The sequence below is a fragment of the Stutzerimonas chloritidismutans genome (assembly GCF_038562055.1).
Lineage (GTDB): Bacteria > Pseudomonadota > Gammaproteobacteria > Pseudomonadales > Pseudomonadaceae > Stutzerimonas > Stutzerimonas chloritidismutans_A.
Genome location: NZ_JBCFXD010000006.1, coordinates 243,551 through 259,511 on the forward strand (window position 1 = coordinate 243,551; position 15,961 = coordinate 259,511).

Genomic DNA, 15,961 nt, shown 5'->3' on the forward strand with positions numbered 1-15,961 from the left:
GGTAGCCTTGCCAGTCTTTCGGTGCTGTGGTTAGCTCACTAATAATTAGTTTTTCCGGAAAGACCGCTCCATGTATCCCGACCAACACCGCTTCGCCATGCAGTTGGCTCAACTTTCGCGTGGCTGGCGCGCCGAGCTGGACCGACGTCTGGCAGATCTTGATCTTTCTCAGGCTCGATGGTTGGTGCTGTTGCATCTGGCCCGGTTCGATCACGACCCGACACAGCGTGAGCTTGCTCAAAGCGTTGCGGTTGAAGGGCCGACACTGGCGCGGTTGCTGGACAGTCTCGAAGCTCAAGGGCTGGTCCACCGCCAGCCGGCGCCCGGTGATCGTCGCGCCAAACTGATCACGCTCGGTGCTCCGGCGCGTCCTCTTATTCAGAGAATCGAGGCAATTTCCACGCAGGTTCGTCAGGAGCTCTTCGATGGCATTGACGAAGAGGATCTGCGCAAATGCCAGCAAGTGCATGAACGCATCCTGGCTAACCTGATAAAAGCCAAACGCTAATAGTGGTGCTGGCCCGACTGCCTCGTGCGTGAAGGCTTGCAAGCAAAACGCGACGGTTTAAAGCGAGTATCTGCGCGACCAATTCCAGACACTGCCCCTCACTGCCGTTTGTCTTCTGACGTTAGGCTATGTTTTGCGAATGATGGCACAATGCTTTCACGCGCAAGCCGACGAACTGCCTCTACTTTCTGCTGCATCAGTCGATAACCGCGTCACAGTTCAGTAATCGAACCGTGGACCGGCGAGCAAGCACGCCGAGCGCCACCAGCGGAGGTGTCATGGCACTCGGTCGTCGAGTCTTATTCACAGTGGCCTCTGGCTCACTGATTTATTCGGGGATGGTTTCTGCCCTGGGTATGGGCGACATCACGCTCAATTCGGCACTGAATCAGCCGCTGAGTGCCGAGATTGATCTGCTGGACGTAGGCGATCTGAGCGCTGATGACATTCGTGTCGTGTTGGCTTCCAGCGCTGACTTTGCGCGGGTCGGCGTTGAGCGTTCGGCGTTTCTGCAGGATCTGCGCTTCACACCGGTGATCGACGGTAATCGCAGTCGCATCCGCGTTGCGTCCAACAAGCCCGTCCGCGAGCCTTATCTGAATTTTCTGGTAGAGATCACTCGAGCAAAAAGCCGGATGCTCCGTGAGTACACGGTTCTGCTCGACCCGATGCCGAGTTCGCCCGAGAACTCGACCAGCTTCTTCGTAAATAATCCGCAAGCCGTGGCTACGCCGGCGCCCGTCGAGCCAACGCGTTTCGTGCCGTCTGCAGAGTTGCCACAGGCGTCTCAGGGCCAGCGCCACAGAGTGGCGAGCGGCGAGAGCCTGTGGACCATCGCCGGCGCTTACACAGATGGCTCACAGACAGCACAGGCCCAGTTGATGCGCGACATTCTCGCGCTGAACCCCGATGCGTTCGCCGGTGGTGATGCGGCGCGTCTCAAGGCCGGCGCTGATCTGCTGCTGCCCGATGTAGCCGTACAAGCCACTGCAGAGCTCGTAGAGTCCGCTTCGCCAGCGCCAATAGCGGAGACCATCGTGCAGAGCCCGCTGGCAGCTTATGCCGAGCCAACTGCGCCCGTGCCTGCTGATCGGGCACTTGTTGATGATCAGGTAGCGATGCTGCGCCGGCAGTTGTTCGAAGAACTGGCTGCCAGCCGTGAAGAGAATCAGCAGCTCAAGCAAATGCTCATCGACATGCGGCTGCAGCTCGAAGCCGTTACTGCTCAACTGGCCGAGCAAAGAACTCCGCAGACGGACGCTTCGCTAGCTGGCCAACAGTCGGCGCCAGCGGTAACGCCGCAGAGCCAGCCGATCGAGCAGCCAGCGGCTGAGTCGACCCCAACCGAACCTGTTCCGTCATTCCGCTGGCAGGACTGGACGTTGCCGGGCGGGGGCGTTCTGATTTCCATGCTGATGGGCGGCTTGTGGTTCAGTCGCCGTAAAAAACCTGAACCCAAATACCCGGATGCGGCGCCCCTGGTTGCAGCACAGCCGGCGCGCGTACCGTCGGTCGCTGTGGCGGCGACGCCAGAAATGCCTCGTCAGCCGGCGCATGCCTCGGTCAGCGAGACCGACGCGCTCGAAGCGGCAGATATATACATCACCTATGGCCGCCGTGATGAAGCAATCGACGTGCTGTCGCGCGGCATCGAGCGAGCGCCGGCACAACTCGATATTCGACTTCGTCATCTCGGGCTTCTTGCTGAGGCAGGTGACGCCGAGGGCTATAGTGCCGCAGCTGAAGCTTATTTGCAGGCCGGCGGTTCGCATGCACAGCTCGATCAGCTGCTCGCGTTGCATCCCGCGCTGGCTTCGGCAGTTGCTGCAGCCAAAACGGACACTGAGGCTTTGCTGGATCCGGATATCACGTTTGTTCTGGACGAATCGTCGGCCGCGGACTTTTTGGATGCTGCATCCGCTCCCGCCCTGCAAAGTTCAGCGGCGGAGGCCAGGCAGTCTTACCCCGCGCAACCATTGATCGATGGCTTCGATGAAGCGCTGACGCTTGGCGAGCTGACATCGTTGCTCGGCAATGCCGAGCCGGTCGAGTCGAAGCCCACGGCCGAGGAGTTGCGCCAGCTAGAGCCGAACCCTGAACATCTGATTCGTCTTAACCAGGCCGTTGCGTATATTAAACAGGGTGACATGGAGAGTGCGTGCAGCATTCTCGAAACCCTCGCGACGGAGGGCGATGAAGCGCAGCGGCGGCAGGTCAACGAGTTGCTGGCAATGATCGGCTGATAGCGTTGAAGTATTGCAAGGGCGCAGCAATCAGAAGCTGCGTCCTAGATTCAGATACAGCGCGCGCTCGGCTTCGTCATTCAGGCCGTAGCTGAAGTTCAGCGGGCCCAAAGGTGTTTCGTAGCCGACGAACACGCTGCCGGCGTTGATATAGCCACTGTCGAAAGCGTTGTCGTTGTTCCAGGCGCGGCCTCGCTCGAGCGATGCGCCCAGGTACAACGGAAAATCCAGCGGCAGGAACGAGCGCGGCGTCATTCGGCGGAAGTAGATCATCCGCGCCAGGCTGATGTTCTGCCCGGACAGCGCATCTTGCCGGAAGCCAGACAACTGCCGCGCCCCGCCGAGTAGAAAGCTGGAGGTGACGATCTCGGCATCATCCAGTGTGCGCCCGTAGCGTCCGCCAAATACCAAGGTGTCCAGGCCAAAGCTGATGGCCTTGTCCAGGCGGAATTCCCACTGACGATAGCGGCCATCGGCCCCCAGGCTAGGATCGTACTGGCGAAAGGTGAGCCCAATGTCCTCGCCCTCGCGAGGGAAGTCGACGTCGTCCACCGTGTCGAACGAATATTTCAGTTGGTAGTAACCTTCCTCGAACGAGAAGTCCGGGAGCTGCTGGTCGCCGACCCGGACATCGGCTTCCCCCCAGGCCTGGCCTACACCGAAGCGGATTTCACCGTTATTGGCGATCTGCCGGCCTAGGTTCAGCCCATAGCCATAACGTTGCAGGCGGTACTCGGCGATCGGATCGTTATCCAGAATTGCTTCGACGTTCTGCGCTTCGGCAAACAGGTTGGGCGCAACGAACCATCGCGAGCCAGCGTCCAGCTGCTGGTAGAACTCACTGAAGAACTCTTGGTGATCGCCCAACTGCAGGCGCGTCAGCCACTCGGCACCGAGTTGATTGATGCCGTTCTTGCGGAAACTCGCGCCAATGTTGAAGGCACTATCGCCACGAAAATCATCCGAGAGATTGATCCCAAGGCGCAGGTAATCGGTGCCGGAGCGCTTCTCGCGGGTCGTGATGACCAACGTATTGCCAAGCTTGTCGTGGACCACTCGGTACTCGACCTGTTCGAAGTAATCGAGTCCGTACAGCGTGCCCATGTCCTTCTGCAGGCCCTGCAAATCCAGTCGCTCGCCGGCCTGCTGACGGATATGTCGGCGTACCACCGCATCGCTGACCTTGGAATCGTTCTCGATGCGCACGGCGCTGATCAGCGGGTTTCGCGGCTCGGCCGAACGGGCGAGGCTCAGCGAAAGGTTGCCGCCGCTTTCGCTGCGCATGGTAGCCAGCCGCGCACCCAAGGCATCGGCGGCACGATAACCGGCATCGATTAGCTGCTCGGCTCTTGCGAAATCAGTCGAGCCGAACCCTGCCAGCATCGGTTGCACCAGCAGGTCCTCCGGACGCAGGGTGGCCAGCTGCGCTTCTGAGTTGCGTCGGGTCATCATGGTGGTCGATTGGTTGAGCACGTCGACGACAGTGAGCAGCTGCTCGCGGGGCAGAAGCGGGGTGCCGATGTCCACCACGATCAGCCGGTCCACGCCCATGTCCCGCGCAACATCCATGGGGATGTTGTCGACCATGCCTCCGTCGACCAGCAGCCGGCCGTCGATTTCGACCGGGGCGAAAACTGCCGGGATCGACATGCTGGCGCGAATGGCCTGAGGCAAGTGGCCGCTGCGAAAGATCACCTTCTCGTCATTGGCGATATCCGTTGCAACAGCGCGAAACGGGATGGGTAGCCGGTCGAAGTCACGGGTGTCACTGGCGTGAACCAACAGTCGCTCGAGCAGCAGCGACAGGTTCTGCCCTTGGATAACGCCGAGAGGCAGGCCGAGGCTGCCATCGTCGCGAAAGCTCAGCTTGCGTTTGACCAGGAAGTCTCGGTCGTCCTGCTTGCGTCGGAAGGGGATGTCCTCGCGCGGAGGATCGTCGGAGAGCACCTGCTGCCAGTCCAATTCGAGCGCTAGCTTTTCCAGTTCATCGACACTGTAGCCGGCGGCATACAGACCGCCGATCACGGCCCCCATGCTGGTCCCCGCAATCGCATCGACCTGCACGCCTTGCTCTTCCAGCGCTTTGAGCACACCGATGTGCGCCAGGCCCCTCGCGGCTCCGCCTGACAACACCAGACCCGTACGCGGCTGAGTGTCGGCAAAGCCTGCGAGGGGGGCGAGCAGCATCAGCAGAAAGAGGAGACGAGACATGAAGGCACACCGGACAAGCTGACGTGAAATGGCGGCTATTATAGGCGTCCCCTCAGCTACCCGAGCGCCTCGACATGGCCGATACCAAGCCTGAAATTGTCATCACCTATTGCACTCAGTGCCAGTGGATGTTGCGCGCAACCTGGTTGGCCCAGGAACTGCTATCGACCTTCTCGGATGACCTCGGCAAGGTGTCGCTGGTGCCTGCAACGGGAGGAACCTTTCACATCACCTGCGACGGAGTGCAGATCTGGGAGCGCAAACTGGACGGCGGCTTTCCCGAAGCCAAGAGCTTGAAACAACGGGTGAGGGACCAAATCGATCCAGATCGGAATCTGGGGCATAACTACCGGCCCTGAGCCTTCCGTAATTTCAGCGACATCTCCATTCTTCTAGCGCAGCTCTCGTACTTGTGCAGCTTTTGCCAAGGGCGTGGCGGCGTTGGTAACTGCCGGTGTTTTCAGCCGACTGGTAATGACCGAGGCGAGGATGATCAAGGCGCCGCCGACGAGCATCCTTGCCGTGGGTTGTTCATTGAACAACCACCAGGCGATGGTGATGCCATAGACCGGTTCCAGCGCGAAGATCACCGCAGTGGTCCGGGCCTTCAATACCTTCAGGCTCGCCACGAACAGGCTGTGTGCAAGGCCCGTACAAAACACGCCGAGTAAGCTCAGCCACAGCCAGTCCATGGCTGGGACGGCCGGCAGGGACGTCCAGGTGAACGGCAGAAGGCACAGGAGGATGGTGCCGTTCTGCCAGAGCGCGGCCTGGACCGGGTCTACGTCGCGGGTGACTGCCCGGTTGAGCAGGGAAAGCAAGGCGAACATCAACCCGGAAACGATCCCATAGAGCAGACCCAGCGTGCTCTGGCTACCGAGATCGAACTGCGGGGTCACCAGCAGCAGACCGACGCAGACCAGCGCGACCAAGCCGAACTCGACAGGGCGTGTACGCTCACGAAACAGCACGCCCTCGAGCAGGATGGCAAACGCGGGAAAACTGGCGAAGCCCAGCGTAGCGATGCCAACTCCAGCGACCTTTACGGCCAGAAAAAAGGTCAGCCAGTGTCCGCCGAGCAGCAGCCCGCCGAGCAGCAGTCCGAACCGCTGGCGTGCGGTTGGCTGCGTGCCTTTATTAGGAAGCATTTGTGCGGCCAGCAGCAACGCCACGACGGCGAAGCCGGCTCGGCCGAGGGTGATGATCAAAGGCGTGCTCGCCGCCAGCTTGCCGAACACACCGGACAACCCGAACATCAGTGCGCCGAGGTGAATCGCCAACAGGGCGTTGCGATGGGTCATGGTCTGAGGTCCAGCGGAGCAGACCGAAGATGGGGGGCGGATGAGCTGAAATGATTCATGAAGCCTCGCGATAGCATGCGTTTACGCATCTGCATCAGTGAAGATTCATGGTAGGCCGTGCGAGGCGAATGGTCTGTCGCGTCACGCTTGCGGTTTGTCGAGCGACTCGCGTCGGACCTCACGTGGGGTGATGCCGAACTGGCGGCTAAGCGCTGCGGTAAAGGCGCTTTGCGAGGCATAACCTACCCGCGCTGCAATCTCGCCTACTGCGAGCGGAGTGCTGAGCAGCAACTCACGGCCCTGATGCAGGCGTCGACGTCGAATGAATGCCTGCGGCGTGAGCCCCGTTTCGCTGACAAAGCGTGCGTGGAATCGCTGCACCGAAAGGCCCACCGACCGTGCAAGATCCTTTACCTCGAGTGGATGTGACAGATGCCGATCGACGAAGTCCTGCAACGCCGCGATCGGCAGCGGGTGTTGCCGAGCAATGGGTTCGCAGCCGACGGCGAGGCTCGCCAGCAAGAGGGCAGCGCCTTGCTCGCTGATGATCGGGTCGTTGATGGGGCTGGCAGCGAGCCAGCCCACCAGTTGGCTTTGCGTCTGGCTCAGGTGCAGGGCAGCAGGTCGTTCGAGCAGCCGCTGCGCCGAATCGGCGTGGTGGCCGAGTTGTCGCCGTAGCCAGTCACCATCCGGGATGTCGAGGACCAGACACAGACTGCCCTCGGCGCTGTCGCAGGCATGCCGTGTGTCACGGGGCACGACGGCCAGAAGCTGTTGTTGGATGCGGCTGCCATTGCCATCAACCTCGAAATCCAACCGTCCTCGCAGGCCGAAGACCAGCTGCGTGTGCTCATGGCTATGGGTGATCTGGTCACGGTTGTAATGACGTAAGGAAAGGATGGGCGGCATGGTAGACCTCGACTGCATGCGGAGCGCCGGCCGGTATTGGTGAGTGATGGCGATCGGGCCCGTGCCGGACCTGGCGGTCGCTACATGATGACCTTATCGCGCAACTTTTCAGCGGCCTGGTTGAGCGCCTGGATGACACGCTCCTTGTCGAAATTCTGCACGCCATTGGTGTCCAGGTACATCGAGAAGCCGGGCAACTCGTGCTCGACGAAGCTGTTGGTGGCGCCGAGGTCGCGACGGAAGTCCACCACTTGGTAGATCTGTACCGGGCGGGTAAAGCCCTTAACCGTGATCTGGCCTTTGTCGCGGCACATGATGACGTCTTTGACCAGCGAATAGGTTTCGTGGGAAATGAGGATCTCACCGGCCTCGGCGGAGCTTTCCAGGCGGCTCGCCAGATTCACTTCGCGACCGATGATGGTGTAGTCCATTCGGGTGTCGGCGCCGAAGTTGCCGACTGTGCAGTAGCCGGTGTTGATGCCCATGCGAATTTCCATCGGCTTTGTAATGCCTTGGCTGCGCCACTGCTGACGAAGGACCTTCATGTGCTTGCGCATGGCAATAGCCATCGAAACCGCTGCCACGGCGTCCTTTTTCGCGCCCTGGCTGGTGGGGTCGCCAAAAAACACCATCACGCAGTCGCCAACGAACTTGTCGATGGTGCCGCCGTACTTGAGCGTGATTTTCGACATCTCGTTGAGGTAGGTGTTGAGCAGGTCGGTGAGGGCTTCGGCTTCCAGTTCTTCCGAGAGCTCAGTGAAGCCTTTGATGTCAGAGAAGAACACGGTGAGCTTCTTGCGTTGAGTTTCAAGACGCACGGTGCGCTTGCCGGAGAAGATCGATTCCCATACCTGCGGTGACAGGTATTTGGCCAGGCTTCGGGCCAGTCGCGCCGCTTTAGCCTGTTGGGCCTCCACTTCGCTGCGTGCCTGCGCCAGACGGATGCCCTGCTGGTGGACGTAGTAAGCCGTTACGCACACGTAGAGCGTGGTGAGCAGGATGCTGACTGTGGATACCAGAACCGAGCTGACACCTTCGAAACGCAAAGGTACCAATAGGCTGGTCAGTCCGGCGCCGATGCAGACCATTAACAGCGTCATTAACAGATGGCGCAGGCTGCCGACCACCAGTGCGCTGAAACTCAGCGTCAGCATAAACATCAGGCTCGGTACGAGGCTGCCTCCGAGAAGAACGATTCCGGCGCCCGCGTTCAGGGCATCGAGGCATAGAAGGGTTTGGGAAGTTGCCTCTGGGTGGTCGCGTTTAAATCGATAGCTGAGGTGATAGGCGAAGTGCGGATACAGCAGCGTGTAAGGCACCATCCACAAGAGGTCGAGCCCAAACTGCTGGGTATAGGCACCAGCAGCGAGCGTGGCGGAACAGATCAGATAGGCGAAGACTCGGGCGTAGTACTCGCGCAATGGACGAGTCGCGAGGCCGTTACGTCGTTCACCGGTCACGGTTGACATGATGGTTGCTATCCCTGAAAGATGCCGACGCTCTAGAACGCGCCGTGAGAGGCTGCAGCGCATCGACCGGCGCTGGCTCGGTGATCATAACCAAGTCGCCAGCACTGCGCCAAACCGCCGGTCCATTCCGTGACCGAGAGCCGCTGCCGCAGCAACGGCACATGACCTATCAATCAGAATCGAATCTTTCCGGTAAGCATGTCCTTGAGCATTACCCAGTCGCCGAGAAAGCTGTACAGCGGGTACTGAAATGTCGCCGGACGGTTCTTCTCGAAAATGAAATGACCGACCCAAGCAAACCCATAGCCGGCCAATGGCATCGCCAGCAGCCATAACCACTGCTCGGTGATTACTGCGTAGGCGAGGATTGCCAGTACCAGCAAGCTGCCAATGTAGTGCAGCCGTCTGCAGGTGGGGTTGCTGTGCTCGGCCAGGTAGAACGGATAAAAATCTGCAAAGCGAGTGAAGCGTTCGGCGGTTCGCGTGCTCATGCCGCACCTCCTGTCATTGTGGTCGTTGGAGTCTAGAACCTTCGGCAACATAGGCCACTGACTCCAGATGCCAGTTTAGTAGCCTTGTGTGCCATTCCCCGGCGGTTGAAACTGCGCGGGTCGTCGTTATGACGGCGCGCCATGTAATAAAGCCTGATTCTGAGCGAATTGATTAATGACAGAACGCACCACGTCCTCGAGCTGGGCCTTGAGCATTGTCCAGGCGCTTGAGCTCGAGGGTCTCGACTGCAAGGCGCTGTTCAGCGAGCTTGGGCTCGACTATTGCGCACTGAACGATCCCGATGCCCGGTTTGCCCAGGACGGCATGACGCGGCTCTGGCAGCGCGCAGTGGAGATTACCGGGAACGCTGCAATCGGCTTGAATCTGGCTAAAGTGATGCGCCCTGGTGCGATGCATGTGGTCGGCTATGCACTGATGTCCAGTAGCACGCTCAGGGACAGCTTCCAGCGTCTGGTGCGGTATCAGCGCATCATTGCCGAAGGTGCGGACCTGCAGTTCGGACCAACTGATCGCGGCGCCTTGTTGACCTTGGCGATCCATGGTGATCAGCTGCCACCCGCCCGCCAGAGCGCAGACGGTTCCCTGGCCAGTACGCTTGCGTTCTGTCGCTGGCTGACCGGCAAGCCACTGGTCCCGCTCGAAGTCTATCTCCAGGGCCCGCGACCTGCGGATGTCGAACCGTACCAGGCCATGTTTCAAGCGCCGCTACGCTTCAATGCCGACAGCCACGGCTTGCTGATGCGCCACATTGATATGGATATTCCACTACCTACTGCGAATGCCGAACTGGCTCTGCTGCACGACCGGTTTGCCGGCGACTACCTGGCGCGCTTCTCGGACAATCGGGTGACGCATCGGGCACGGCAGGTAATCTGCCGCCTGTTGCCGCAGGGTGAACCGCGGCGCGAAACGGTAGCGCAGACGCTGCAACTGTCCGAGCGTACATTGCAGCGGAGGCTGGACGAGGAGGGCACGAGCTTCCAGCAGTTGCTCGACGACACCCGGCGCGCGCTTGCCCAGCAATACCTGGCGCGTGCAGATTTCGCGTTGCTGGAAGTGGCTTATCTACTGGGCTTTGCCGATCCAAGCAATTTCTTCCGCGCCTTCAAGCGCTGGTTCGCGATGACACCTGGCGAATACCGCGCACAGCATTGAAGCGCCCATGCTGGAACTTGTGCTTTGCTGCCATAGCCTTAGCTTGCGTACATATGACCGCGGCGCATCTGTGCCGCTTTTTGCCGATACCTTAAGGATGACCCGCATTGGCCAGTAGCCTTCTTGCCTTGATCGACGATATCGCTTCGGTCCTGGACGACGTATCCCTGATGACCAAGGTCGCGGCAAAGAAAACTGCCGGCGTGCTCGGAGACGATCTGGCGCTCAATGCTCAGCAGGTAACCGGCGTCAATGCGGACCGCGAGCTGCCGGTGGTCTGGGCCGTGGCCAAGGGCTCCATGCGCAACAAGCTGATTCTGGTGCCGGCTGCGCTGCTGATCAGCGCATTCATCCCATGGGCCATTACGCCGCTGCTTATGCTGGGCGGTGCGTTTCTCTGCTTCGAAGGATTCGAAAAGCTGGCACACCGGTTCCTGCACCGCGATCAGGATCACCATGCAGAGCAGATCAAGGCGCTGGCCGATGAGAACGTCGACATGGTGGCGTTCGAGCGCGACAAGATCAGCGGGGCGGTGCGCACCGATTTCATTTTGTCTGCCGAGATCATCGCCATCACACTGGGTACGGTTGCTGCCGCTACCTTTATCGAACAGATCGTCGTGCTGGCGGGCATAGCGATCATCATGACCATCGGCGTCTACGGCTTGGTCGCCGGCATCGTCAAGCTCGATGACGCGGGCCTGGCGCTGACCAAAACCAGCAGTTCCTTCGCGCAGTCGCTCGGCCGTGCCATCCTCTCGGTCGCGCCCTGGCTGATGAAGTCCCTGTCAGTGATCGGTACGGCCGCCATGTTTATGGTCGGCGGCGGCATTCTGACTCACGGCTTTAAGGTTATTCACCACCTCATCGAGAACAGCGCGGAACACACCGTGGCGCTGCCCTACATCGGAACGGTTCTGGCCGGGCTGTTGCCGACGCTGCTGGACGCCGCCTTCGGGATACTCGCCGGCGGCCTGGTATTTGCAGTTGTCGAGCTGGGTAAGCGGCTGTTCAAGCGTCGATCCGAAACCGCCTAATGGCGATTCCTACTATCCAGCAAGACCGAAGGAGCACCGTGAATGGATGAGTTCATGCAGGCCGCAATCGACGAAGCGCAGAAGGGGCTGTCCGACGGCGGTATTCCGATTGGCTCGGTGATCGTCCACCGGGGCAGAATCATTGGCCGAGGGCATAACCGGCGGGTTCAGCAAGGCAGCGCGGTGCTGCACGGGGAAATGGACGCATTCGAAAACGCCGGCCGGCAACCGGCCAGCGTCTACGCCGAATCCACCCTCTATACGACGCTGTCGCCCTGTTCCATGTGCAGCGGGGCGATTCTGCTGTATGGCATACCGAAGGTGGTGATCGGCGAGAACCAGACCTTCATGGGCGAGGAGCTGTTGCTGCGCGGCAGAGGCGTTGAGGTTGAGGTGCTGCAGGAGGCGAGTTGTGTCGAGATGATGCGCCGTTTTATCGCCGACAGCCCCGAACTGTGGAACGAGGATATCGGCGAGACATGAGCCCGTCAGTGGCGCCAGAACGAAGGGGTCAGCATCACCAGCATGGTGATGATTTCCAGTCGGCCGAGCAGCATGCCGACGGATAATAACCACTTGGCGGCATCGGGTAGCGTTGAGAAATTGCCCGCCGGGCCTATGATCGGTCCAAGCCCCGGACCTACGTTGCACACCGCTGACGCGGCGCCCGTGAGCGCGGTAATCGGGTCCAGCCCAAGCAATGCCAGACACAGGGCCAGCACACCAATGGTCATGGTAAAGAAGAATGAAAATGTCAGGATCGAACGGACAATTTCCTCGTCCAGATTATGCCCGTTGTACTGTTGGCGGATGACCGCCCGTGGGTGAACCAGTTGCTTGAGGTTCGAGCGCAGCAGGGTGTAGGCGACCTGAAAACGAAACATCTTCAAGCCGCCGGACGTAGACCCGGAACAACCACCGAGGAAAGTGAGATAGAAGAACACCATGACCGCAAAACCACCCCATTGGGTGTAATCGCTGACGGCATAGCCGGTGGTCGTGATGACCGATACGACGCTGAATGTCACTATCCGCAGCGAGTCGAGAAGACTGTCTTCATGGTTGAACCAATACCACAGGCTGAATAACAGGCTCGTTGCCGTGAGCATCACCAGAAACCCACGAACCTGCTGATCCCCAAACAGTGCCCGGCGGTCGCCGCGGGCGGTGGCTACGTACAGGGTGAACGGCAAGCTGCCTAAAATCATGAAGAAGATCGCAACCCAATGCGTGGCTGGACCGAACTTGCCGAGCGATGCGTCAGAGGTCGAATAGCCGCCAGTCGCCACGGTGGACATTGCATGGTTGATCGCATCGAATCCGCTCATTCCTGCTAGCCAGAATGCGATGAAGGCGGCCAGCGTAAAGACCAGGTAGATAACGATCAGGTACTTGCCGGCCATGTGTGAACGCGGCATGACTTTTTCTGACCAGTCAGATGATTCGGTCTGGAACAGTCGCATACCGCCAACGCGTAACAGCGGCAGAATGGCGACTGCCATGCCGATGAAGCCGATACCGCCAAGCCAGTGCAGCAATGATCGCCAAATAAGCAGACCCGGTGAGGCGCTATCGAGACCGGAGAGTACGGTCGCACCGGTGGTGGTGATGCCGGACATGGTTTCAAAGAACGCATCGGTATAGCTGATGTGTTGGATGAGCATGAGCGGCAGGGCGGCGAAGCAGCACACAATTACCCAGCTAACCGTGGTCAGAAAATACATGTCGCGCGGGCGCAGGTTGGTATTGGCCGGTCGACCTGGTGCAACCAGCGCAAAACCGCAGCCAAAAGTGATCAGACTGGACCACAGAAACGCTTGAAGATCGTCTGTTCGGTCAAACGCAAACAGCGTGACCATCGGAATGACCATGCTGACTGCGAGTGTGATCAGGAAAATGCCGAGAATGAAACCGATGATGCGCAGGGTCGGCAAGGCCATGTGTGATTGCTGCTCGGCTCGAAAAATGAGGCCGCCATTCTACGCCTGTCGCTGCGGCAGTAAACCGGCTATCGGCGTGTGGAAAAATCTTTTGTAACGCCCCTGGCCGGCCTCTTCCCAAGTTCGTTGCGATGAATAGAATAGCCGCCCGGTGCCGGCCCTTTGCCGGTTTCTGAGTGTTCTCCTTCCATGTCCATCGACAATCCCTGCCTGACGTGCGGCGCCTGCTGCGCGTATTTTCGTGTGTCGTTCTTTTGGGGCGAGTGTGCCTCGTCCGGCGGTGTCGTTCCTGACAGCGCAACCGTGCAGGTCAGCCCGTTTCACGTTGCCATGCTTGGGACGCAATCCAGTCCCGCGCGTTGCGTCGGGCTGATGGGCGATGTGGGCTGCGGCGTGCGTTGCACCCTGTATGAGCAGCGCTCGAGCACCTGTCGCGAATTCGAAGCATCCTGGGTCGACGGTCAACATAACGCCCATTGCGACACGGCTCGCGCCGCCCACGGTCTTCCGCCGCTGATGCCCCCGCTGGAACCGCAGCTTGCGCCTGATCGGGTAGCCTGAGGGCGTCGGTAGTCGGAGCGCTGATCGTCAGAGCGGTCAGCCAATACGACGCTTGCTTCAACTGTGCTGCCAAACGAACGGCTCTGGGCTCTAGAATGTCCGATTGATTTTCGGAGGTAGTCGGATGGAAGCTCTCGACCTGTTGCTCACCCGCGTGTCTGTCACGCGGCTTACCGATCCTGCGCCAACACCGGCTCAGCTGGACGTGATGTTTCGTGCGGCCCTGCGTGCGCCTGATCATGGTCAGCTGCGTCCGTGGCGCTTCTTGACGGTGCAAGGCGAAGCCCGCGACCGGTTGGGACAGTTGATGGCTGAGTCGCTGCGTGTGCGCTCGCCTGAGGCGAGCGAGGATGCGTTGCTCAAAGCCCGCAAAATGCCGTTGCGTGCACCGCTGCTGGTGGTGGTCATCGCCCGAGTACAGCCGCACCCGAAGGTGCCTGGTTCCGAGCAAGTGCTTGCAGTTTCCTGCGCTGCGCATGGTTTGTTGCTGGCTGCGCACGCTCAGGGCCTCGGGGCCGTGTGGCGTACCGGTGATTTCGCTTACGATTCGTATCTGACGAAGGCGCTGGGGCTGACCGGTGACGAGCAGATTCTGGGGTTCATTTACGTCGGCACCCCCGAGGGTACGCTGCGGACCCCTCCGGTGATGGAGCCGCAGCAGTTCGTCACTGAGTGGTCTGGCGCACGCTAGCTCACTTCGCGTTCTGACGAGTGTCGTCAGCCGGGTTCAGCGGCAGCTTCAGCGTAGCGATGAAACCACCGTCCGGGTGATTGCCCAGCAGCAGCTCGCCGTTATGCCGTTCAGCGGCCCGGCGAGCGATAGCCAGGCCCAATCCGTGTCCCGCCGTGGTCTGTCCCGGTGCGCGAAAGAAGGGTTCGCTCAGCTGAGCGAGGTGGGCTCCGTCTACGCCAGGGCCGTGGTCGCGGACGCTCAATAGCAGGTTCAGACCGTCGCTGCTCGCTCGCAGTTCGATTGGCTCTCCTTCCGGATTGAAGCGCAGGGCATTGCGCAACAAGTTGTCGAGGGCGCGCTCGAGCATGTCCGGCCAGCCTAGCAACTGGGTTTCGGTTTCAACGTGACAGTCAATACGTTGATTCGGCGAGACGATACGTGCGTTTTCCTCAAGCTGCTCAAACATGGATTGCAGGTTGATGGGGTTCGGTAGGCCGGGGTCGGCGTCGAGTCTGGCTAACTCCAGAATCTCGCTGATCAGGGCCTCCAGCCGATCACATTCTTTGGCCAGCCGCGGCCAGATCGCCTCGCGTTCGGCCGGCGTGGCGCGTTCTGCCAGTGCCAGCGCTATCCGCAAGCGTGCCAGCGGTGAACGCAGCTCATGGGACACGTCACGCAGTAGCTGCCGCTGGCTACCGATCAGGCTCTGCAATCGGGCGCCCATGCGGTTGAAGTCTTTGGCAAGCACACCCAACTCGTCCCGTCGGTTGGCCAAGCGCGCCAGCGAGTTCTGCTGATAGGTGGTCTGCCCCAGGTCGTGTACGGCGCCGCGAAGCCTATCAAGCGGGCGGGTAATCGAAAGGGTCAGCAGCAAGCTGAACCCCGTCAGAACGACCAAGGCGATGGCGAGTGCGCTCAGGGGCCAGAAGAGACTCCCCCGGTGCCAGGCCTGCAGCTCCTGATTAGGGATGCGGTAGATGAACAGATAGGTATTGCCGGTCTCTGGGCTGGTGTAATCGGTCGTCAGCCGCCGCCAGGGGAGGCGGCCGTCGCGGTGTTCCTGTCGCGCTTCGAAGGCGGCGGCGCGAGCAGGGAAGGTGCCGCGGATGATGGGCTGGCCGTTCTCGGCCAGAACCTGCACGTCGACACCGAAGCGGTTTCGATGTCGCTCGAGAAGAAACTGTGCAGTGATCGGCCCCTGGCGCTCATAGACCTTGGTCCACACTTCGGCCAGGCCGTTCACGCCGGGGTGACGGTTGAGAATCCAAGTGTCTTGGTTCAGCGCATGACCGAGGAGCATGGCCAAGCCTGCTACAAGCGCAATGGCTAGCCAGAACGTCGCAAGGATGCGCCAGAACAGTGATCGCACCGGTCATGTACTCCAAAGAAAAGCCCGGTGCGCGTGGCTCATGGCGCGCCGGGCGGTTTTGCGTGTTTGTGG

At 60.3% G+C, this 15,961-nt stretch carries 15 protein-coding genes; 8 read left to right on the forward strand and 7 right to left on the reverse strand.

What is annotated here, in order from left to right; all coding sequences use genetic code 11:
* Window positions 1-70: 70 nt before the first annotated feature.
* Window positions 71-508, forward strand: a complete 438-nt coding sequence (locus AAGW23_RS11940) for a MarR family transcriptional regulator (protein WP_342406699.1) — start codon at window positions 71-73, stop codon at window positions 506-508.
* Window positions 509-786: 278 nt separating this feature from the next.
* Complete coding sequence (locus AAGW23_RS11945) at window positions 787-2,751, forward strand: FimV/HubP family polar landmark protein (RefSeq protein ID WP_342406700.1); 1,965 nt, start codon at window positions 787-789, stop codon at window positions 2,749-2,751.
* Window positions 2,752-2,781: 30 nt separating this feature from the next.
* Here the strand turns inward: AAGW23_RS11945 and AAGW23_RS11950 are convergent, their stop codons facing one another.
* Complete coding sequence (locus AAGW23_RS11950; protein WP_342406701.1) at window positions 2,782-4,962, reverse strand: patatin-like phospholipase family protein; 2,181 nt, start codon at window positions 4,960-4,962, stop codon at window positions 2,782-2,784.
* 74 nt (window positions 4,963-5,036) lie between these two features.
* On the opposite strand from AAGW23_RS11950, the gene AAGW23_RS11955 reads away from it, so the two are divergent.
* Entirely contained in the window at window positions 5,037-5,321 is a 285-nt protein-coding gene (locus AAGW23_RS11955) for a SelT/SelW/SelH family protein (protein ID WP_342406702.1), read from the forward strand.
* A gap of 33 nt (window positions 5,322-5,354) precedes the next feature.
* Here the strand turns inward: AAGW23_RS11955 and AAGW23_RS11960 are convergent, their stop codons facing one another.
* From AAGW23_RS11960 to AAGW23_RS11975, 4 genes are all read right to left on the reverse strand, one after another.
* Window positions 5,355-6,263 carry a DMT family transporter gene (locus tag AAGW23_RS11960; protein ID WP_342406703.1) on the reverse strand — a complete coding sequence of 303 codons (909 nt, stop codon included), beginning with the start codon at window positions 6,261-6,263 and terminating at the stop codon, window positions 5,355-5,357.
* 141 nt (window positions 6,264-6,404) lie between these two features.
* Window positions 6,405-7,172: an AraC family transcriptional regulator gene (locus AAGW23_RS11965; RefSeq protein ID WP_342406704.1), complete on the reverse strand. Its 768-nt coding sequence runs from the start codon at window positions 7,170-7,172 to the stop codon at window positions 6,405-6,407.
* A gap of 80 nt (window positions 7,173-7,252) precedes the next feature.
* Complete coding sequence (locus AAGW23_RS11970; protein ID WP_342406705.1) at window positions 7,253-8,641, reverse strand: adenylate/guanylate cyclase domain-containing protein; 1,389 nt, start codon at window positions 8,639-8,641, stop codon at window positions 7,253-7,255.
* Between the two features lie 173 nt (window positions 8,642-8,814).
* Window positions 8,815-9,132: an Mpo1-like protein gene (locus AAGW23_RS11975; RefSeq protein WP_342406706.1), complete on the reverse strand. Its 318-nt coding sequence runs from the start codon at window positions 9,130-9,132 to the stop codon at window positions 8,815-8,817.
* Window positions 9,133-9,307: 175 nt separating this feature from the next.
* Here AAGW23_RS11975 and AAGW23_RS11980 point away from each other — a divergent pair, with 175 nt between their 5' ends.
* The 3 genes from AAGW23_RS11980 (at window position 9,308) to AAGW23_RS11990 (ending at window position 11,829) form a co-directional block, all read left to right on the forward strand.
* Window positions 9,308-10,309 carry an AraC family transcriptional regulator gene (locus tag AAGW23_RS11980; RefSeq protein ID WP_342406707.1) on the forward strand — a complete coding sequence of 334 codons (1,002 nt, stop codon included), beginning with the start codon at window positions 9,308-9,310 and terminating at the stop codon, window positions 10,307-10,309.
* Window positions 10,310-10,416: 107 nt separating this feature from the next.
* On the forward strand, window positions 10,417-11,346 hold the full coding sequence (locus AAGW23_RS11985; RefSeq protein ID WP_342406708.1) for a DUF808 domain-containing protein: 930 nt from the start codon (window positions 10,417-10,419) through the stop codon (window positions 11,344-11,346).
* Window positions 11,347-11,388: 42 nt separating this feature from the next.
* A complete protein-coding gene (locus tag AAGW23_RS11990) occupies window positions 11,389-11,829 on the forward strand; it encodes a nucleoside deaminase (protein WP_342406709.1) in 441 nt (146 codons plus the stop codon).
* Window positions 11,830-11,834: 5 nt separating this feature from the next.
* Here AAGW23_RS11990 and AAGW23_RS11995 read toward each other — a convergent pair whose 3' ends face one another.
* Complete coding sequence (locus AAGW23_RS11995; RefSeq protein ID WP_342406710.1) at window positions 11,835-13,286, reverse strand: TrkH family potassium uptake protein; 1,452 nt, start codon at window positions 13,284-13,286, stop codon at window positions 11,835-11,837.
* Window positions 13,287-13,475: 189 nt separating this feature from the next.
* On the opposite strand from AAGW23_RS11995, the gene AAGW23_RS12000 reads away from it, so the two are divergent.
* Entirely contained in the window at window positions 13,476-13,847 is a 372-nt protein-coding gene (locus tag AAGW23_RS12000; RefSeq protein WP_342406711.1) for a YkgJ family cysteine cluster protein, read from the forward strand.
* Window positions 13,848-13,971: 124 nt separating this feature from the next.
* Window positions 13,972-14,538, forward strand: a complete 567-nt coding sequence (locus tag AAGW23_RS12005) for a nitroreductase (RefSeq protein WP_342406712.1) — start codon at window positions 13,972-13,974, stop codon at window positions 14,536-14,538.
* Between the two features lies 1 nt (window position 14,539).
* On the opposite strand, the gene AAGW23_RS12010 is transcribed toward AAGW23_RS12005, so the two are convergent.
* Window positions 14,540-15,889, reverse strand: a complete 1,350-nt coding sequence (locus tag AAGW23_RS12010) for a HAMP domain-containing sensor histidine kinase (RefSeq protein WP_342406713.1) — start codon at window positions 15,887-15,889, stop codon at window positions 14,540-14,542.
* Between the last annotated feature and the right edge of the window lie 72 nt (window positions 15,890-15,961).